The sequence below is a fragment of the Streptomyces cyaneofuscatus genome (assembly GCF_000718135.1).
Taxonomy (GTDB): domain Bacteria; phylum Actinomycetota; class Actinomycetes; order Streptomycetales; family Streptomycetaceae; genus Streptomyces; species Streptomyces cyaneofuscatus.
Map to the genome: position 1 here is coordinate 244,772 of NZ_JOEM01000006.1, position 19,878 is coordinate 264,649.

A 19,878-nucleotide genomic window follows, 5' to 3' on the forward strand; every position below is an offset into this window, starting at 1 on the left:
AGAAGCTCGCCGAATACCTGAAGTGGGTCACCGCCGACCTGCAGAAGGCCCGCCACCGCATCACGGAGCTGGAGTCCGGGCGGAGCGAGCCCATCGCCATCGTGGGCATGGCGTGCCGCTACCCCGGCGGTGTCGCCTCGGCCGACGACCTGTGGCAGCTGGTCCGGGACGGCCGTGACGGCATCTCGGAGTTCCCCACCGACCGGGGGTGGGACCTGGACGGCCTGTACGACGCCGACCCGGACACGCCCGGCACCTCGTACACCCGGGAAGGCGGCTTCCTGGACGGGGCGGCCGACTTCGACGCCGGCTTCTTCGGCATCTCGCCGCGTGAGGCGGTCGCGATGGACCCGCAGCAGCGGGTGCTGCTGGAGACGGCCTGGGAGACCTTCGAGCAGGCCGGGATCGACCCGACCTCGCTGGAGACCTCCAAGGTCGGGGTGTTCGTGGGCTCGGTGGACCAGACGTACCTCGGTCTGGAGGGGCCCTCGGACCTGGAGGGCTACCTGATGACGGGCAAGCTCAGCAGCGTCGTGTCGGGGCGGGTCTCCTACTCGCTCGGCTTCGAGGGTCCGGCCGTGACCGTGGACACCGCCTGCTCCTCGTCGCTGGTGGCGCTGCACCTCGCCGCCCAGTCGGTGCGCAGCGGTGAGTCGTCGCTGGCCCTGGCCGGCGGGGTGACGATCAGCGGGACGCCGGGCGGGTTCGTCGACTTCTCCCGGCAGCGCGGCCTCGCGGAGGACGGCCGGTGCAAGTCCTTCGCGGGAGCGGCCGACGGGACGAGCTGGTCGGAGGGGGTGGGGCTGCTCCTGGTGGAGCGGCTGTCCGACGCGGTGCGGCGCGGCCACCGGGTGCTGGCGGTCCTCCGGTCGACGGCGGTCAACCAGGACGGCGCGTCCAACGGGCTGACCGCGCCCAGCGGTCCGTCCCAGGAGCGGGTGATCCGGCAGGCGCTCGCGGAGGCCCGGCTGGACTCCTCCGACGTGGACGCGGTCGAGGCGCACGGCACCGGTACCCGGCTCGGCGACCCCATCGAGGCGCAGGCGCTGCTGGCGACCTACGGGGCGGCGCGCCCGGCGGAGCCGCTCTGGCTGGGCTCCCTGAAGTCGAACATCGGGCACTCCGTCGCGGCGGCCGGGGTGGGCGGTGTGATCAAGATGGTGCAGGCCATCCGGCACGGCGTCCTGCCCCGCACGCTCCACGTCGACGAGCCCACCCCGCTGGTCGACTGGTCGGCGGGGGCGGTGGAGCTGCTCACCGAGGAACGCGCCTGGCCGGAGACCGGCAGGCCCCGACGGGCCGCCGTATCCGCGTTCGGCGTGAGCGGCACCAACGCGCACGTGATCCTGGAGCAGGCACCACGGCAGGAGGAGCCGGCCACCGAGGGCACCCCGGGCGGGGACCAACTCCCCGTCGCTGCTTGGGCGTTGTCGGCGAAGGCGGCGGACGGGCTGCGGGCCCAGGCCCGCCGGCTGCTCTCCCACGTCGAGCGGCACCCCGGCCTCTCCGTACCGGACGTCGCCCATTCCCTGGTCACCGCCCGGGCCGCGCTGGAGCACCGGGCCGTGGTGGTGGGCACGGACCGCGACGAGCTGCTGGAGGGGCTGCGCTCGTTCGCCCTGGACGAGGCGGGCTCCACCTCGCCGTCGGATGTGGCGCGGCCGGGGAGGCTGGGCTTCCTCTTCACCGGCCAGGGCAGCCAGCGGCCGGCCATGGGGCTGGAACTGCGGGCGGCCTACCCGGTGTTCGCCGAGGCGTTCGACGCGGTGTGCGCCGAGGCCGACCCGTATCTGGACCGCCCGCTGCGCGAGGTCATCGAGACCGGCGACCGGCTGGACGAGACCGGGTACGCGCAGCCGGCCCTGTTCGCGTTCGAGGTCGCGCTGGCCCGGCTGGCCGAGTCGTGGGGGGTGCGGCCCGACTTCGTCGCCGGGCATTCGGTGGGGGAGCTGGCCGCCGCCCATATCGCGGGCGTCCTGAGCCTCGCCGACGCGACCGCCGTGGTCACCGCCCGGGGCCGGCTGATGCAGGCGCTGCCGGCCGGCGGGGCGATGGTGGCGCTCCAGGCGACGGTCGAGGAGGTGGAGCCGCTGCTCGCCGCCCGTGCGGGGCGGGTGGGCATCGCGGCGGTCAACGGGCCCACCTCCACGGTGGTTTCGGGCGACGAGGACGTGGTCGCCGACATCGCCGCGACCGTACGGGCCTGGGGGCGGGCCACCAAGCGGCTGACGGTCAGCCACGCGTTCCACTCGCCGCGGATGGAGCCGATGCTGGAGGAGTTCGGCACGGTGGTGCGCGGGGTGACCTTCGGCGCCCCGGCCGTTCCGCTGGTCTCCTCGGTGACCGGCCGCATCGCCACCGAGGAGGAGCTGCGCTCCCCCGACTACTGGATCGACCAGGTCCGCCGGCCGGTGATGTTCCTGGAGGTGGTGCGGACTCTGGCGGCACAGCAGGTGAACACGCTGCTGGAGGTGGGCCCGTCCGGGGTCCTGTCGGCGATGGTCGACGACTGCCTGCCCGGCGGTGCGGCGGTCCTGCCGGTGGCCGCCGTACGGTCCGGCCGGCCCGAGCCGCACGCCGTGGTCCACGCGCTGGGCCGGCTGTGGAGCGCGGGGGTGCCGGTGGAGTGGACGGCGCTCTTCGCCCCGGCAACCCCGCACCGGGTGGAACTGCCGACCTACGCGTTCCAGCGGGAGCGGTACTGGGTGGAGGCGTCGGCCCCCGCCGAAGGCCCCCGCTCCGGCGGGCCGGTGGCGGACCATCCGCTGCTGGACGGGGTGGTGGAGGTGGCCGGCCGGGACGAGCTGGTGTTCACCGGCCGGCTGTCGGCGCGGGCCGAGCCCTGGTTCGAGGGGCACCGGCTGTTCGGCTCCCCGGTGGTGCCCTCGTCGGCGCTGCTGGACATGGTGGTGCGGGCGGGCGACGAGGTGGGCTGCCCGGTCGTCGACGAGCTGGTGGTGGACCGGCCGGTGGTCCTTCCCGAGCGCAACCCGCTGCGGGTGCAGATCACGGTGGGCCAGCCGGACGGGGCCGGTGCGCGGCCCTTCACCGTCCACACGGCGGGTGAAGGGGTGCGTCCCGCGTGGACGGCCTGCGCCTCGGGGGTGCTCGGCACGGGCGGCCGCGCCCTGCCCTTCACCATCGGCACGTGGTCGCCTGCCGACGCCGAACCACTCCCCGTACCGGAGAAGGCCCCGGAGGGCGACGGCGTCGGTTCACCGTCCGGGCCCGGGGCCGCCGGCCTGGTCGCGCTCTGGCGCCGGGAAGGCGAGCTGTTCGCCGAGGCCCGGCTGGAGCCGGGCGCCTCCGCCGACGGCTTCGGGCTGCACCCCGCGCTGCTTGACGCGGCGCTACGGGCCGCCGGGCTCGCCTCCGGGCAGCCGGTCGCCGTGGCCGAGTGGCGGGGCGTACGGCTGCACGCGGTGGGCGCCACCTCGGTCCGGGTTCGGATCACGCCGGGCGACGACGGCGCGGTGGCGCTGCTCGTCGCGGACGGGTCGGGCCGGCCCGTCGCCTCCGCCGATGCGGTCCGCGTCCGCCCGGTCACCGAGGACGCGGTCGCCACCGCGCGGACGCGTCCTCAGGACTCCCTGTTCGAGCTCGGCTGGAAGCCGCTCGCGCTGTCCCCGCTCGGCGGCGACGCCGCCTGGGCGGTGCTTGACACCGGCAGCGGCGACCTCGGGCTCTCCCGTGGCCAGCGGTTCGACGACGTGGACGCGGCCCTGGACTCGCCGGGCGCGTTCGGGGCGCTGCTCGCCCCGTTCGTGTTCCCGCAGGACGGTGACGTACCGGCAGGGGTACGGGAGGCCACCGGGCGGGCGCTGGCGCTCGCGCAGCGGTGGCCGACCGACGACCGGGCCGCCGACACCCCGCTGGTGGTGGTGACCCGGGGCGCGGTGTCCGCGGGCGGGTCGGGCGTGAGCGATCTCGTCGCGGCGCCCCTGTGGGGTCTGCTGCGGTCGGCGCAGTCGGAGATGCCGGGCCGGATCGTCCTGGTCGACCTCGACGACGACCCGGCCTCGGTGGCGGCGCTGGCGGCGGTGATCGCCTCCGGGGAGCCGCAGGTCGCGGTCCGGGGCGGGGCGGCGTCCGTCCCGCGCCTGGAGCGGACCACTCCGGCGCGGGGAGGGTACCCGGAGGCGGGACCGTGGAACTCCGGCGGTACGGTCCTGATCACCGGCGGCACCGGCGCCCTCGGGGCCCTGTTCGCCCGCCACCTCACCCGGGTGCACGGCGTCTCCCACCTGCTGCTCGTCAGCCGCAGCGGCCCGGCGGCCCCGGGCGCGGGCGCGCTCGCCGACGACCTGGCCCGGCTCGGCGCGAAGGTGACCATCACCGCCTGCGACACCGCCGACCGGGAGGCGCTCGCCGCCCTGCTGGCCGCCATCCCCGCCGAGCACCCGCTGACCGGGGTGGTGCACACCGCCGGTGTGCTCGACGACGCCCTGATCCCGGCGCTCTCCTCCGAGCAGCTGGCGGGCGTCCTGCGGCCCAAGGTGGACGCGGCGTGGCACCTGCACGAGCTGACGGCCGGTCATGACCTGTCGGCGTTCGTCCTGTTCTCCTCCATCGCCGGGGTCGTGGGCGGCCCCGGCCAGTCCTCGTACGCGGCGGCCAACGTCTTCCTGGACGCCCTGGCCGCGCACCGCGCCGAGCAGGGTTTGGCCGCGACCTCGCTCGCCTGGGGGCTGTGGGACTCCGCGCAGGGCATGGGCGGGCACCTGAGCGCCGCCGACCTCAAGCGGATCGCCCGCACCGGTCTGCTGCCGGTCACCGAGGAGGACGGCCCGCGCCTGCTGGACACCGCCCTCGGCCTGCGCCGCCCGGCGCTGGTGGCCTCGCCCCTGGACGTGGCCGCCCTGCGCGCCCGCCCCGGCGAGACCCCGGCCGTCTTCGGCGCGCTGGCCCCGGCCGCCTCCCGCGCCTCCGTACGGGAGGACGGCGACGGGCCCGGGTCGCTGGTGGAGCGTCTCGGCCTCCTGCCGGAGGGGCGGCGGCAGGAGGCCGTGGCCTCGTTCGTCCGCACCCAGGTCGCCCTGGTGCTGGGCCACGCCGACCCGGAGACCGTCGATGTGGACCGGCTCTTCTCCGAGCTCGGCTTCGACTCCCTCGTCTCGGTGGAGCTGCGCAACCGTCTCAACGCCGCGACAGGACTGCGCCTCTCGCCGTCGGTGGTCTTCGAGCACGCCACGCCCGCGCTGCTGACCAAGCACCTGCACTCCGAGCTGTTCGCCGGGGAGCGGGAAGATGCCTCCCAGGGCCGTACGACGGTGGACTTCGCGGCCGAGGTGCACCTGCCGGAGGACGTGCGGCCGGCCGACGAGGTGGTCCGGGTGGCGGCCGACCCGCGCGAGGTGCTGCTGACCGGGGCCACCGGGTTCCTGGGCGCGTTCCTGCTGCGCGATCTGATGCGGTCGACCACGGCACAGGTGCACTGCCTGGTACGCGGGGAGGACAGGGCCGACGCCGAGCGCCGGCTGCGCGACAGCCTCGCCTGGTACCGGGTGGCGGACGAGATCGACGAGGACCGGATCTCGGTCGTCGTGGGTGACCTCACCGCACCGGGCCTGGGGCTGGCCGAGGACGTCTTCGACGACCTGGCCCGCCGGGTCGACGTCGTCCACCACGCCGGGGCGACGGTGAGCTGGCTGCGGCCGTACACCGAGCTGCGGCAGGCCAACGTGGCAGGGCTGCGGGAGGTGTTGCGGCTGGCCGCCCGGCACCGGACCGTACCGGTGCACTACGTCTCGACGACCGGGGTGTTCCCCGCACCGGAGCCCGGCACCCGGCCGGTGCCCGCCAAGCCCGGCGACCCGACCGGCCCCGCCTCCTCCCTGTGGAACGGCTACCTCCAGAGCAAGTGGGTGGCCGAGCAGGTCATCGAGGTGGCCCGGGACCGGGGGATGCCGGTGTCGGTGTACCGGGTGGACGTGGTCTGCGGCGACCGGCACACCGGCGCCTGCCAGACCCGTGACTTCGTCTGGCTGAGCCTGAAGGGGCTGCTCCAGGCGGGCGCGGTGCCCGACCGGCTGGCCGGGTCGTTCCACATGGTGCCGGTGGACTACGTCAGCGGGACGATCACGACCCTCGCCGCCGACCCGGCCGCCGCCGACGGGACGTACCACCTCTACAACGAACAGACCCAGCCCTTCGCCGAGTTCGTCGGCCACCTGAGGGCGGCCGGGTACGAGCTGCCCGAGGTGAGCTGGGACGCGTGGCGGGAGCTGGTGCGGTCCGACCCCGGGAACGCGCTCACCCCGCTGCTGCACGCCTTCGACGGCGCGATGGCCGGCGACGGGAGCGAGACGTACCCGCCGATGGACGTCTCCGCGACGGAGGCCGCCCTCGCGGGCAGCGGAGTCTCCTGCCCGCCGGTCGACCGCGAACTGTTCGCGAAGTACGTCGACTTCTTCGTGGACGCCGGCTACTTCCCGGCGTCCGGTGCCTGAGCCGTACGCGGCCGAATCCGTCGGCCCGACCTACCCGAGGAGCAGTGACCACCGTGGGCATAGCTGACCACAACCGCGCCGTCGTGCTGGGGGCGAGCATGGCCGGTCTGCTGGCCGCCCGTGTCCTGGCCGACTCCTACACCGAAGTGCTGGTGGTGGAGCGCGACGGCCTGGAGGACCTGACCGGCCCGGACGGATCGGCGGAGACGAGGCGGGGCGTACCGCAGGGCCGCCATGTGCACGCCCTGCTGGCCCGGGGCCGGCACATCCTGGAGGAGCTGTTCCCCGGCTTCACCGATGAGCTGGTCACCGCGGGCGCCATCACCGGCGACGTCACCGGCAACGTCCGGTGGATCATGGACGGCCACCGGATGCCGAAGCCGCATTCGGACATGCTGCTGCTGTCGATGAGCCGCCCCTTCCTGGAGCAGCGCGTCCGGGCCCGGGTGCGGAGCCTGCCGAACGTGCGCTTCCTGGAGCGGCACGACGTCACCGGCCTGCTGACGGCCGAGAGCGGGAAGGGGGACGGCAAGGGGGACGGCAAGGCCGTCGTCGGGGTGAGCGTCACCGAGGACGGCACGGACCGCACCCTCTCCGCCGATCTGGTGGTCGACGCCGGCGGCCGGCGCTCGCGCACCCCGGCCTGGCTCAAGGAGCTGGGCTACGCCGAGGTGCCCGAGGACCAAATGCCCATCTCCGTCGGCTACGCGACGCAGTACTACCGGCTGCCGGACGACGTGATGCCGGACGAGATCTCCATCGACGTGGTGGCCTCCCCTCAGCTGCCGCGCGGCGCGATCTGCGCGAAGATCGACGGGGGCCGTACGGTCGTGACGGCCTACGGCTACCTGGGGGACTACCCGCCCAGCACCTCCGCCGGGTTCCTGGACTTCCTCAAGTCTCTGTCGGGGACGGACATCTACGACGCGGTCCGCGACCACCGGCCGCTGGGCGATCCCGTCGCCTACCGCTTCCCGGCCAACCTGCGCCGGCGGTACGAGCGGCTGCCCGCGCTGCCGGACGGGCTGCTCGTCCTCGGCGACGCGGTGTGCAGCTTCAACCCGGTCTACGGGCAGGGGATGACCGTCGCCGCGCTCGGGGCGACCGTACTGCGCCAACACGTGACGGGCAATCAGGCACCCGACCCGAGCGCGTACTTCGCCGATCTCGCCGCCCGCGCGGTGGACGACGTCTGGGAGATGACGACCGGCGCCGACCTCGCTTTCCCCGGAGTCGAGGGCGAACGTACGGAGGAGTGGCAGGCTGAGCAGGGTTACGTGGCCGATCTCCTCACGGCGGCGACGCGGGACCACTCGCTCCTGACGGCGTACGCACGGGTCGTGTTCCTCGTCGACCCGCCCTCCGCGCTCGCGGCCCCGGAGATCCAGGAAGCCGTACGCGCCGCCCTGGCGTCGCAGACCGACCGATGACCGCACCACTTCACGTCGCACCACTTCACGTTAAGGACAGCTGAGATGAGCGAAGCACCCGTTCTCGTACTGGGCGGCACCGGCAAGACGGGCCGCCGAGTGGCCCGCCAACTCACCGAGAAGGGAGGGACGGTGAAGGTCGCCTCCCGCTCCGGCGGCCAGCGCTTCGACTGGCACGACCGGTCCACCTGGGCGGACGCCGTCGCGGGCGTCGAGGCGGTCTACGTGGTGGACGAGCAGGGCGCCAACGCGGCGGCGCTGCTGGCCGACTTCGTCGCCCTGGCGGTGGGCGCGGGGGTCACGCGCCTGGTCATGCTCTCCGCCCGGACCCTGGAGGAGTCCCCGCAGGAGGACGAGGTGTTTACCGCCGAGCGCGTGGTGCGCGAGTCCGGCGTGGCCTGGACCATCCTGCGTCCGACGTGGTTCGCGCAGAACTTCAGCGAGGACGGCCTCTTCCGCGACGAGGTCGCGCGCGGCGAGCTGCTGCTGCCGGACTGGAAGGGGCTTGAGCCCTTCGTGGACGCCGAGGACATCGCGGCCGTCGCGGTGGCGGCCCTGACCGAGGAGGGCCACGACGGGGAAATCTACGCGCTCTCCGGCCCCCGGCTGATGACCTTCGAGGAGTGCGCCGAGGAGATCTCGAAAGCGGCCGGACGCGAGATCCGCCGGGTGGCGGTGACCCGCGAGGAGTACGCGCTCCACCTCGTCGAGCGCGGCTACCCGCGGGGCTTCGCGGACTTCCTCAACACGCTCCTCGACGTCGTCCGGGACGGCGGGGCGGCCCACCTCTCCGACGGGGTGCAGCGGGCGCTCGGCCGCGAGCCGCGCGACTTCTCCCAGTACGCCGCCGAGACCGAGTGGACCCCGGCGGCGGGCGCCACCAGCTGACCGTCCGCAACCGGCCGGGCCGCCGGCCACCGTGCGGTCTCCGCGCGGTAACCGGCGGCTCTCCGCCGCAGGTCACCGGGGCCGCCGAGCGCGGAGATCCGGCGGTTGCCGGGCCGTGTCGGGCAGCCCGTAGCGTCAATCCGGCCGCCGCGTTCTGCGGGCTGCGGCACACGGCGAAGTCCATCCGAACGAATCCGAACGAAGAGAAACGGAGCGGTTCACCATGGCCAGCGCATCCCAGAACACCAGCTTCCTGACCGACGACATCGAGCAGCACCAGGAGTTGTTCGGCCAGGCCTTCAACGCCGGTGACGCGGACGCCATCAACTCCATGTACGCCGATGACGCGGTCGGCGTGTGGGAGCCGGGCTTCCCGCTGACCGGGCAGGCCCGCCGCGACTACGTCACCGACTTCATGTCCCGGAAGCCCTCCGTCGAGGCGACGGTGCTCCAGACCCTGGTGACCGGTGACACCGCCATGCTGATCGTCCAGTGGTCCATGGAGACCACCACCAAGGAGGGCGAGCCCGAGCACCTGGAGGGCACCGCCGTGGACGTGCTCCAGCGGGACGAGAACGGCCACTGGCGCTACGTGGTGGACAACCCGTACGGCGCCAGCGGCCCGCACACCGCCGAAGAGGCGGCCGCGCAGGCCTGACCCGGCCCCGGGCGCCCGGATCCCGCCCCGGCCTCAGGCGCCGCGGCGGGCCGGGGGGATCGCCCCGAAGGACTGCCGGTAGTCGGTGGGGGTGACCCCGACGTGGAGGGTGAAGTGCCGCCGCATGTTGGCCGCGGTGCCGAGGCCGCTGTGCTCGCTGATCCGCTCGATCGGCAGGTCGGTGGTCTCCAGCAGGGCCTGGGCCCGGGAGAGGCGCTGGTTGAGGAGCCACTTCAACGGCGTCATCCCGGTGGCGGCCTGGAGCCGGCGGAAGAACGTCCGGGTGCTCATCCCGGCCCGCTGCGCCATGCCGTCCACGGTGAGGGCCTGGTCGAGGTGGTGCGCGGCCCAGTCCATCACCGGGCCGAGGCTGTCGTCCTCGGTGGCGGGCACGGACAGGTCCACGAACTGCGCCTGGCCGCCCGGCCGGTGACCGGACACCACCAGCCGTCGGGCCAGCTGGTTGGCCACATGGGCGCCCAGGTCGCGGCGGACGAGGTGCAGGCACAGGTCGAGTCCGGCGCTCATGCCGGCGCTGGTCAGCACCTGGCCCTCGTCGACGTAGAGCACCGAGCCGTCGACCTCGGCCTTGGGGTAACGCTTGGCCAGGTCAGCGGTGTTGGTCCAGTGCGCGGTGGCCCGGCGGCCGTCGAGGAGTCCTGCCTCGGCGAGCGCGAAGGCCCCGGTGCACAGGGAGACCACCCGCGCCCCGCGGGCGGCCGCCGTACGGAGGGCTTCGATGAACGCGGCCGGGAGCGGCTCGCCGTGGGAGACCACGGCGTCGGGGACCGAGGGCACGATCACCGTGTCGGCGGCGACGAGTTCGTCCAGGCCGTAGGGGGTGCGTACGGAGAATCCCTTCGCATCGGCGCCGGGGTTCTCGTTCACCGCGCATAACCGCAGGTCGTACCAGGGGTCGTGGAGATCCAGATGTCCATCGCCGAACACCGCGTAGGCGATGGCCGTCTCATAGACCTCGCATGCCTGCATATTCGTGTCGTTGATCAAGGCCAGCGCAACAGAGCCAGGATTCATGCCGCGAGTGTACGGCAGGAATTTTGCGACATCAGTCAGTTCTGCCACTGTCCGCCTCGCCGAGGCAATGCGATGGTGCAGGAGCAACAGGTCGGACATCGTCGCGATGCAGACCAGGAAATTGACGGGAGCACACAATGTCGAACACCAATGCAGCCCAATCACCGGTGTCGGTCATCGGACTGGGCCTGATGGGCCAGGCATTGGCCGCCGCATTCATCAAGGGGGGTCACCCCACCACGGTGTGGAACCGCACGGCCTCCAAGGCCGATGAGCTCGTCGCCTCCGGCGCCACGCTCGCCGACTCGGTCGAGAGCGCCGTCAAGGCGAGCCCGCTGGTGATCGTCTGCGTCTCGGACTACGCCGCCGTGCACGAGCTGCTCGACCCGCTGGAGGAGTCCCTGAAGGGCCGGGTCCTGGTGAACCTCACCACGGGCACCTCCTCGCAGGCCCGTGAGACGGCCGAGTGGGCGGCGCGACGTGACGGCCTGTACCTCGACGGCGCGATCATGGCCATCCCGCCGGACATCGCCACCGACGCGGCCGTCCTCCTCTACAGCGGCCCGAAGGCGCTCTACGAGCAGCACGAGGAGACGCTGAAGAAGCTGGGCCCGGTGGGCACCATCTACCTCGACGAGGACCACGGCCTGTCGGCGCTGTACGACCTGTCGCTGCTCGGCATCATGTGGGGCATCCTCAACGGCTTCCTGCACGGCGCCGCCCTGCTCGGCACCGCCAAGGTGAAGGCCACCACCTTCGCCCCGCTGGCCAACACGATGATCAACGTGGTCACCGAGTACGTGACCGCCTACGCGCCCCAGATCGACGACGGCTCCTACCCGGCCGGCGACGCCACCGTGACCGTCCACCAGGAGGCCATGGAGCACCTCGCCGAGGAGAGCGAGACCCTCGGCGTCAACGCCGAGCTGCCCCGCTTCTTCAAGGCGCTGGCCGACCGCGCGGCGGCCGAGGGTCACGCCGGCAGCAGCTACGCCGCACTGATCGAGCAGTTCCGCAAGCCCTCCGCCTGAGCCTTCTGGCGAGATCTCATTCCGGGGCACGGCCGATTCTCGGCCGTGCCCCGTTCTGCGTTCCCGCGAAAAACGACAGGGCCAGCAGTGACAGCAGTGACAGGAACAGGAGCGGCGGGAACAGGAATCTCACATTTCCCTCCCCACGGGGCTTCGTCCGGTCACCGTTCCGGTGACCAAACCTGGACCACGGGAATTACCCACATGTGACTGAAAATCGATGCCCCTCGGCTACGTTGAGCCCGCGCTTTCCGGACACGGCATTGCCTTGCGCGAGCCCGGCGAAACACCGAGGAGAAACGTGAGAACACCCACGGACCGCGGTCCGATATCCACCACCGTCAACGCGGCCGAAACCGGTCGTGGCACCACGCGCCCGACCCGGCGCACCCTGCTGAAGGTGGCCGGAGCCGCCACACTCGCCTCCGCGGCGAGCGTCTCCGTGGCACATGCGACGCCGAGCGCCATCCGGCGCGATTTCGACGTCATCATCGTGGGAGCCGGCCTGGCCGGCGTCACCGCCGCCCGTGAACTACGGAAGAAGGGCAAGCGCGTCCTCCTGCTGGAGGCGCGCGACCGCATCGGCGGCCGGACCTGGACCGACACCTGGCGCGGCAGCCAGATCGAGCGCGGCGGCACCTGGGTCGACCAGCTCCAGCCGCACATCTGGCGGGAACTGGTCCGCTACCGAATACCGATCGTCGCCGACTCCGGCGTGGAGCGGGCCATCCTCCCCACCCTCACCGGCTTCCAGGAGTACGACCCGGTCGAGGCGTACACCCGCCAGAACGAGCTGTTCACCCCCTTCTTCGACGGGTCCCGGGACCACTTCCCCCGCCCGTACGAGCCCTTCGCCCGCGAGGACCTGGTGAAGCCGCTCGACCGCTTCTCCCTGCGGGACCGGCTCGACCAGCTCGACTACGCGCCGGAGGACGAGATCCGGCTCACCAGCACCACCTCGCTCTACGGCGGCTCCTCCACCCGCGGGGCGTTCACCCACCTCACCCAGTGGTGGGCCCTCTCCGGCTGGAACTTCGACGGCTTCCACGGGGTGAACACCTACCGCCCGAAGGACGGCACGATCGCCCTGCTCAAGGCCATCCTCAAGGACGCGGCGCCCACGCTGCGCCTCAACTCCCCCGTCAAGTCGGTCGTCCAGAGCAACGGCCGCGTCCAGGTCACCACCCGCGCCGGCGAGCAGTTCACCGCTCCCGAGGTCATCATGGCCGTCCCGGTCAACGTGTGGAAGACGATCCAGTTCAGCCCCCCGCTGCCGAAGGCCCACAAGGCGGCCTCCACGGCGGGCATCGGCGTCCCGCACGAGAAGAAGCTCTGGCTGGAGCTGAAGCGCCCCGCGGACACCTTCGTCGCGGAGGCACCGGAGGGCTACCCGATCTGCATCATGGGCCGCCTCAACGAGGGCGACCACGCGGTCGCGTTCAGCGTGAAGGACACCTTCGACGTCAACCAGCGCCGGCAGGTCGAGAACGCCGTCCGCGAGATCATCCCCGACGCCCAGCTGCTCAACTACACCGCGACCGACTGGCACGCCGACGAGTTCGCCCTCGGCGTCGGCGCGTTCCGCCAGCCCTTCCAGCTGACCCGGCTCCACCGCCAGATCCAGCAGCCGCACGGCAAGGTGAAGTTCGCCGGCGCCGACATCGCCGACGGCTGGAGCGGCTACATGGACGGCGCGATCGAGTCCGGCCTGCGCATCGCCGGCTCCCCCACCCTGACCGGACCGCTGCCCGCAGCGGTCCGCAACTCCCTCGGCGCACCCCCGGTCGACCGCCGGGCCTACCGCCCTCTCCGGGGGCTCTGACCCGGCCCCGGGGCCGTCCGCGAGGGCGGCCCCGGGTGCCAGGGGGTGTCCGACCGTCCCTCGCGGCCCCGTCCGCCCATTCCGTACGACGAAGGTGAAGACGCAGGATCATGACCATCATCTCGGACGCCACAGCGCAGGACCCGACCGAGGAGCTGTTCTCCTGGTTCCGCACGAAGCTCGACACCACCCCGGTCTACCGGGACGAGGAGAAGGGCTGGCAGGTCTTCGGTTACGACGACATCGCCCGGATCCTGGCGGACACCACCACCTTCTCCTCCGACACCGCCCGCGCCTTCAACCCCCCGCAGCCCGACCTCGACTTCTTCGACATGGGCAACCTGGTCACCACCGACCCGCCCCGCCACCGCCAGCTGCGCTCGCTGATCAACTCGGGGTTCACGCCCCGCGCCGTGGCCGGGCTGACCCCGATGATCGAGCGGATCACCCACACGCTGCTCGACGCCGTCGACGGCAAGGACCGGTTCGACCTGATCGACTCGGTCGCGTACGCGCTGCCGATCACCGTCATCTGCGAGCTGCTCGGGCTGCCGATGGAGGACGAGCCGCTCTTCCGCGTCTGGGGCGAGGCGCTCGGCACGGTGGACGCCGCCACCGTGCCGCCGGACCAGCTGCGAGACGAAGTCGCCCCCGCCGTACGGGACATGAACGCCTACCTGATGGACCAGGTACGGCGCCGGCGCAAGCAGCCCACCGACGACGTGATCAGCAAGCTCGCCAACGCGGAGGTCGACGGCAAGCAGCTGGAGGACGGCGAGATCGTCGGCATCACCGGCCTGACCATGTTCGCCGGCCACGCCACCACCATGGCCCTGATCGCCAACGCGGTGCTGCTCTTCGACCGCCACCCGGAGTCGGGCGCGGCCGTGCGCGCCGACCGCTCCCTGCTGCGCAACGCCGCCGAGGAGGTGCTGCGCCTGCGCCCGCCGTTCCCCCGGCTGGCCCGGGTCGTCACGGCCGACACCGAGATCGGCGGCCACGCGATCGCCGCCGGTGAGCTGGTGACGCCGTGGATCGGCGCGGGGAACCGGGACGCCTCCCGCTTCCCCGACCCCGACCGGTTCGACATCCACCGGCACACCGGCAGCAGCCTGGTCTTCGGCCAGGGCATCCACTTCTGCCTCGGTGCCCCGCTGGCCCGCCTGGAGGGGCGGATCGCGCTGGACATCCTGATGGACCGCTACGCGGACATCGCGGTGGACGCCAGTGAACCGGTGGAGTTCGAGAACCCGTGGCAGCTGATCACCCCGAAGCGGCTACCCGTACGCGTGTCCTGACAGCCGGGGGGTGCACTCCGGGGCGGCGGCCGGCAGGCCGCCGCCGCCGGAGCACCGCTCGTACCGCAGGGACGCCGACCCGGACGCCAGGATCCGGCGTAACTGGTGGCGCCGGGCGTCCGGCTCCCGGCCCCCGCTCTCCAGCAGGGCCTCCAGGAGCCCGCCGACGGAGTTCTTCGCCCCGCCCTCGGTCGTGGACATCAGGAACTCCAGCAGCCGGTCGATGGCGGCGTCGGAGATCGGCTCCAGGGTGATGGTGAGCCGGTTCAGACTGCCCTCCCCCCACTCCGGCCGTCTCTTGAGCAGCTCCGGCCCGGCGGTGACGATCACGAAGATCGGCAGCCCGGCCTGGGAGGCCGTCAGGTTCTCGACGAAGTCCACCAGCGCCTGATCGGCCCAGTGCAGGTCCTCGAAGACCAGCACGAGCGGTGTGCCCGCCGCCACCGACCCCAGGAACTCCCTTGAGGCGGTGAGCATTTCGTCCGGCGGAGCCTGGGACGCGGCCGGGTCGACGAGCGGGGCCAGGCAGGACAGCATCCAGCGGCAGTCCTCCTCTGACGCCTTCAACCGCCTTACGGTGGCGGCTAGTTTGGCCGTCATCGTCTCGACCCTGTCCCCCTGGAGGATGCCGCAGCAGGCCAGCAGGAGGTCGTGCAGGGCCTCCAGGGGATGCGCGCCGCCGCCGGGCCGGACCCGCCCCACCACCAGCCGTACCGCGTCCGCGTTGGCCGCGACCCGCCGCTCGAACTCCATGACGAACCGCGTCTTGCCGACGCCCGGCTCGCCCAGCACGGTCACCAGGTGCGGCGTCGCCTGGTGGCGGCTGCGCTGGAGCAGCCCGCGCAGCACATCGAGGTCGTACTCGCGGTCGATCACCGGTACGGCGTGCAGGGCCGTGTACTCCTGGCGGAACCCGCCGACCGTCCACCCGGAGGACGGGGAGCCGTGCTGGTAGGTGACGGCGAACCCGGTCGACCGGCGCGTGTTGTCGCAGACCCGGATTTCACCGGCCCGGGTGTCGGAGAGCAGGGTGTGGCACTCGTCCAGCAACGCCCCGTTGACCGTGGGCGGTACGCCGCTGCGGTCCGGCTGGTAGCGCACGAGCGCCTCGCCCGTGGCCACCGCGACCTGCACCGACACCCCTCGGGTGCAGCCGCCGTCCGGCTCCCCGGGGTCGGCGATCCGGGTGAGCTGGTCCCGGATGGTCAGCGCCGCGGCCACCGCCCGCTCGGCGTCGTCGTCGGCGGCCTCGGGGACACCGAACAGCACCAGGGAGATCGGCCCGATGGACGCCGCGACCGTACCGCCGAGGCATTCGACCTCGCCCCGGATGGTCGCGGCCACCTGCTCCACCGCCTCGTCCATCCGCTGGGGATCGACGCCCGCCGCGTCGGGCATCAGCTGGACCCGGGCGATCAGGACGCTGACCTCCTTGCGCTCGGCGACCATGGTCCGCGGCACCGGCCGGGCGGCCGCCTCGTCCGCCACCCGCTCGGGCCGCGTCTCCGGCCGCACGCGGCGCTCCGCCTCCGGCGGCGGACCGGCGGGAATCTCGGCGGGCGGCGGCGGCGCGACGGGCCGGGCCGAATCCGCAGCCGCAGCCGCAGCCGCCCGCGCGGGTTCCCGGGGGGCGCCTGTCATCCGTACCTCTATCTGCTCCCGTATGCCGACGGGTATCAGCGCCGGATCGTGCGTCAGGACCGCCTGCTGCAAAGCCTGGAGGGCGTGCCCGGGTTCGAGGCCGAGCCGGTCGGCCATCGCGGCGCGCGCACCGGAGTAGACGTCGAGCGCGTCCGTCTGCCGCCCGGACCGGTAGAGCGCGAGCATGAGCTGGCCCAGCAGCCGCTCCCGCAGCACCTCGGTGGCGACGGTCTTCTCCAGCTCGGCCAGGACCCGGTGGTGGTGGCCGCACGCCAGCTCCGCCTCGAAGAAGTCCTCCAGGGCGTCGAGCCGCGCGTTCTGCACGGAGGCCAGCTCGGGCCAGTCGATACCGGTCTCGACCAGGTCGGCCAGGACCGGCCCCCGCCACAGGGCCAGCGCCTCACGCAGCAGGACGGCGGCGGCCCGGGGCGCCCCCGCCGCCAGCTCCGCGTGACCGCACTGCGCCAGCCGCCGGAAGTGGTAGAGGTCGATCTGCTCGGGCTCGGCACAGAGCATGTAGCCGGGCGCCTGGCTCTGGAGCCGCACCCCCGTGAACTCCCCATCGCCCAGCGGCAGGGCTCTGCGCAGCCGCCAGACGGAATTCTGGAGGATCTTGCGCGCCGACTGCGGCGCCCGGCCTGCCGGCCACAGCGCGTCGATCAGCTGACTGCTGGCCACCACCCTGTTGGCGTGCATCATCAGGAACCCCAGGGTGGCGCGCTGCCGCGTCCCTCCCAGTCCCACGGGCACGCCCCCTCCATCCACTTCCAGCGGGCCCAGCATCCGGAACAGCATGTATATCCCCCGTAATTCGACATTCGACGTCGGTCTGCGGATCGTCGGGAACCGCAGAATTCGACCAGCGGGCTCGCCGAGAACAAGCCCGTATTACGAACACAAGACGTTCACTCGGCGGATTCGTGACATCCGGGTGGTGTTTGTATTCCGTTACCCCCGGATACAGCGACGGTGAACTCCGGGCGCGGTGCTCAGCCGCTGGTGGCCGTGACGCTGCCGCGGATCAGGTCGGCGAGTTCCTCGACCCGGCTGCCCAGGTAGAAGTGGCCGCCTTCGAACACCCGCAGGCGGAAGTCGCCCGAGGTGTGGCCCTGCCACGCCTCGACCTCCCGGACGGGTGCCTCCGGGTCGGCGTCGGCCGCGAGGGCCAGCACCGGACAGGACAGCGGCCTTCCCGGCGTGCCCCGGTAGGAGGCCAGGGCCCCGTAGTCGCCGCGCAGCGCGGGCAGGACCAGCTCCCGCAGCTCGGGGTCGTCGAGGAAGACGGCATCGGTTCCGCCGAGCGCCCGCACCCTCCTGAGGAGGGCCGTGTCGTCCCCCACCCAGCCCCAGCCCGGTTCGGGCGCGCTCGGGGCCCGCCGGGCGGAGACGATGAGCAGGTCGGGGCCGCCGCCCGGGGTACGGGAGAGCCGGGCGGCCACCTCGTACGCCAGGGACGCGCCCATGCTGTGCCCGAGCAGCACCCGGGGCCGGCCGCCGGAGCCGCCCAGCACCCCGGCGATCAGGTCGGCCAGCCGGTGCAGGTCCGCCACGGCGGGCTCCCGGTAGCGGTCCTGCCGGCCCGGGTACTGGACGGCCAGGACGTCCGCGTCCTGGGCGAGCTCCACGGCCAGCCCCCGCCAGTACGAGGCGGCGCCCCCGGCGTGCGGAAAACAGATCAGTTCGAACGGCGCACCGGCGCGCGCGGCCTCCCTTGTATCGGTGCCGAATTTCCGGAACCAGAGATTCCGTTCGCTACTTGCCACTTTCGGACCGCCCTGACGAATCGTCATGCTTCGATGCCCCGCATGCAGACTTGGAAAGCAACCGTGCACCTCTCGCATCACTGTCGAGTGGGCGCGCGGATCCACGCAACCAGGAAAGGGTTCAGGCTCAGCCAATGGCCGGTATTGACCAGCATCACGGCCAAAAACGCATGCTTGCCATCGCATTGTTAACCAGTATGTTTCAGCCGCCGTGCACGTGCGGCCGGACATCGGTCACCTCGGCCGACCGGGAGCGACAGCGGTGAACAGCGGCCCGTCGCGGGGCGTCCGTCGGCCGATGAAGAATTCCGGCCAACTCCTGTCGGCCGCGGGGACAACGCCTGCCGCCGAGCGGTGAACACGCCGATGTCCGATACGTGTCACGAGCCACGCCTTCTCGGCCAGGCGCCGGGCCCGTCCACGGCCGCACCGCACGACGCAGCCGGCCCCACGGCTGCACTCACCGTGGGACCGGCTGCGAAAGCGAACGGACGTCTTGGTTCCGGGCGGCTACTTCACCGGACGCAGCCCCAGCGGTCCCGCGATCTCCTGGAGCATCACGCGCCCCGCCTCCTCGGCGAGGTCGTCCTCACCCGGGTCCTGGTCGGTGTCCAGCCCGTCCAGTTCCTCCAGGGGCTGGCCGAGGCGGATGTGGGCGACGAGGGACTGGAGGGCGCGCAGGGTGGCGGAGGCGGTGGAGCCCCAGTTGGAGAAGTACGAGAACTGCCACCACCACAGCGCCTCGGCCGTGCGCTCCGCCTCGTAGTGCGCGAGCCCGTGGCCGAGGTCGGTGACCAGGTCGGCGAGGTCGTCGGAGATGCGGTGCGGGACCGGGGCCTTGCGGGGCTCGTACGGGTCGAAGACCTCGGAGTAGACGTCGATCGGCTCCAGGAGGGCCGCGAACCGCTCCCGCAGGCCGTCCGCGTCCGGCTCGGGCCCGAGGTCCGGCTCGTACCGCTCGTCGGGGAGGACGTCCTCGTACGCGCCGAGGCGGCCGCCCGCGAGCAGGAGCTGCGAGACCTGGAGGAGCAGGACCGGGACGGCCTCTTCCGGCTCGTCGACCTTGGAGACCTCGGTGACCGCGACGATGAACGTCTTGATCTGGTCCGCGATCTGGACGGCGAAGTCGCCCGGGTCCTGCGTGACGGAGTTCAGCGTGGCGTCAGACATCGAGGGGACCTCCCGTGGGCACGGTCACAGACGGTGAAGCAGACGGCGGTACGGGGGAGGGCCGGGGGCTCGTGGCCGTGGTGTCAGACATCCAGCAGCCGCCTCCCCTCGAACGCGCGGCCCAGCGTGACCTCGTCGGCGTACTCCAGGTCGCCGCCGACCGGCAGGCCGCTGGCCAGCCGGGTCACCCTGAGGCCCATCGGCTTGACCATCCGCGCCAGGTACGTCGCGGTGGCCTCGCCCTCCAGGTTGGGATCGGTCGCGAGGATCAGCTCCGTGATGGAGCCGTCCGCGAGCCGGGCGAGCAGCTCACGGATGCGCAGATCGTCCGGGCCGACGCCCTCGATGGGGCTGATCGCCCCGCCCAGGACGTGGTACCGGCCCCGGAACTCGCGCGTCCGCTCGATCGCCACGACATCCTTGGGCTCCTCGACCACGCAGATGACGCTCCGGTCGCGGCGCGGATCGCGGCAGATCCCGCACTCCTCCTGCTGGGCGACATTGCCGCACACGGCGCAGAACCGGACCTTGTCCTTGACCTCCAGGAGGGCATGGGCGAGACGGCGCACGTCGGTGGGCTCGGCCTGCAGGATGTGGAAGGCGATCCGCTGCGCGCTCTTGGGACCGACGCCGGGCAGCCTGCCCAGTTCGTCGATGAGGTCCTGAACAACGCCTTCGTACAACGGAACGCCT

General features: G+C 72.6%; 11 protein-coding genes and 1 pseudogene. 7 read left to right on the top strand and 5 right to left on the bottom strand.

All coding sequences use genetic code 11. The annotated features are described in order from the left end of the window. Positions 1-11: 11 nt before the first annotated feature. The 4 genes and pseudogenes from IF17_RS0112395 to IF17_RS0112410 all read left to right on the top strand — a co-directional run. Positions 12-6,449, top strand: a pseudogene (locus IF17_RS0112395) (thioester reductase domain-containing protein); the annotation flags it as partial. 53 nt (positions 6,450-6,502) lie between these two features. Further along, complete coding sequence (locus IF17_RS0112400; RefSeq protein WP_030565118.1) at positions 6,503-7,879, top strand: FAD-dependent oxidoreductase; 1,377 nt, start codon at positions 6,503-6,505, stop codon at positions 7,877-7,879. A gap of 45 nt (positions 7,880-7,924) precedes the next feature. Continuing rightward, complete coding sequence (locus IF17_RS0112405; RefSeq protein ID WP_030565120.1) at positions 7,925-8,767, top strand: NmrA family NAD(P)-binding protein; 843 nt, start codon at positions 7,925-7,927, stop codon at positions 8,765-8,767. A 223-nt stretch (positions 8,768-8,990) separates the two neighbouring features. Continuing rightward, complete coding sequence (locus tag IF17_RS0112410) at positions 8,991-9,425, top strand: YybH family protein (RefSeq protein WP_030565122.1); 435 nt, start codon at positions 8,991-8,993, stop codon at positions 9,423-9,425. 33 nt (positions 9,426-9,458) lie between these two features. On the opposite strand, the gene IF17_RS0112415 is transcribed toward IF17_RS0112410, so the two are convergent. After that, positions 9,459-10,460: a helix-turn-helix domain-containing protein gene (locus IF17_RS0112415; RefSeq protein WP_030565124.1), complete on the bottom strand. Its 1,002-nt coding sequence runs from the start codon at positions 10,458-10,460 to the stop codon at positions 9,459-9,461. Between the two features lie 137 nt (positions 10,461-10,597). Here IF17_RS0112415 and IF17_RS0112420 point away from each other — a divergent pair, with 137 nt between their 5' ends. The 3 genes from IF17_RS0112420 to IF17_RS0112430 all read left to right on the top strand — a co-directional run bounded on the left by IF17_RS0112420 (position 10,598) and on the right by IF17_RS0112430 (position 14,611). Continuing rightward, entirely contained in the window at positions 10,598-11,491 is an 894-nt protein-coding gene (locus IF17_RS0112420) for an NAD(P)-dependent oxidoreductase (RefSeq protein WP_030565126.1), read from the top strand. A 301-nt stretch (positions 11,492-11,792) separates the two neighbouring features. Continuing rightward, positions 11,793-13,313, top strand: a complete 1,521-nt coding sequence (locus tag IF17_RS01000000136325) for a flavin monoamine oxidase family protein (protein WP_030565128.1) — start codon at positions 11,793-11,795, stop codon at positions 13,311-13,313. 110 nt (positions 13,314-13,423) lie between these two features. Then, positions 13,424-14,611 (top strand): cytochrome P450, encoded by a 1,188-nt coding sequence (locus IF17_RS0112430; RefSeq protein ID WP_030565130.1) that lies wholly within the window; start codon positions 13,424-13,426, stop codon positions 14,609-14,611. Here the strand turns inward: IF17_RS0112430 and IF17_RS0112435 are convergent. The 4 genes from IF17_RS0112435 to recR all read right to left on the bottom strand — a co-directional run bounded on the left by IF17_RS0112435 (position 14,591) and on the right by recR (position 19,868). Continuing rightward, positions 14,591-17,002, bottom strand: a complete 2,412-nt coding sequence (locus IF17_RS0112435; protein WP_244890460.1) for an ATP-binding protein — start codon at positions 17,000-17,002, stop codon at positions 14,591-14,593. The genes IF17_RS0112430 and IF17_RS0112435 overlap by 21 nt on opposite strands. Before the next feature lie 239 nt (positions 17,003-17,241). After that, positions 17,242-18,015, bottom strand: coding sequence for a thioesterase II family protein (locus IF17_RS0112440; RefSeq protein ID WP_030565134.1), 774 nt, complete (start codon positions 18,013-18,015; stop codon positions 17,242-17,244). Positions 18,016-18,525: 510 nt separating this feature from the next. Next, complete coding sequence (locus IF17_RS0112445; RefSeq protein WP_030565136.1) at positions 18,526-19,185, bottom strand: DUF5063 domain-containing protein; 660 nt, start codon at positions 19,183-19,185, stop codon at positions 18,526-18,528. Between the two features lie 83 nt (positions 19,186-19,268). Then, positions 19,269-19,868, bottom strand: coding sequence for a recombination mediator RecR (recR, locus tag IF17_RS0112450; protein ID WP_030565138.1), 600 nt, complete (start codon positions 19,866-19,868; stop codon positions 19,269-19,271). Positions 19,869-19,878: the final 10 nt, after the last annotated feature.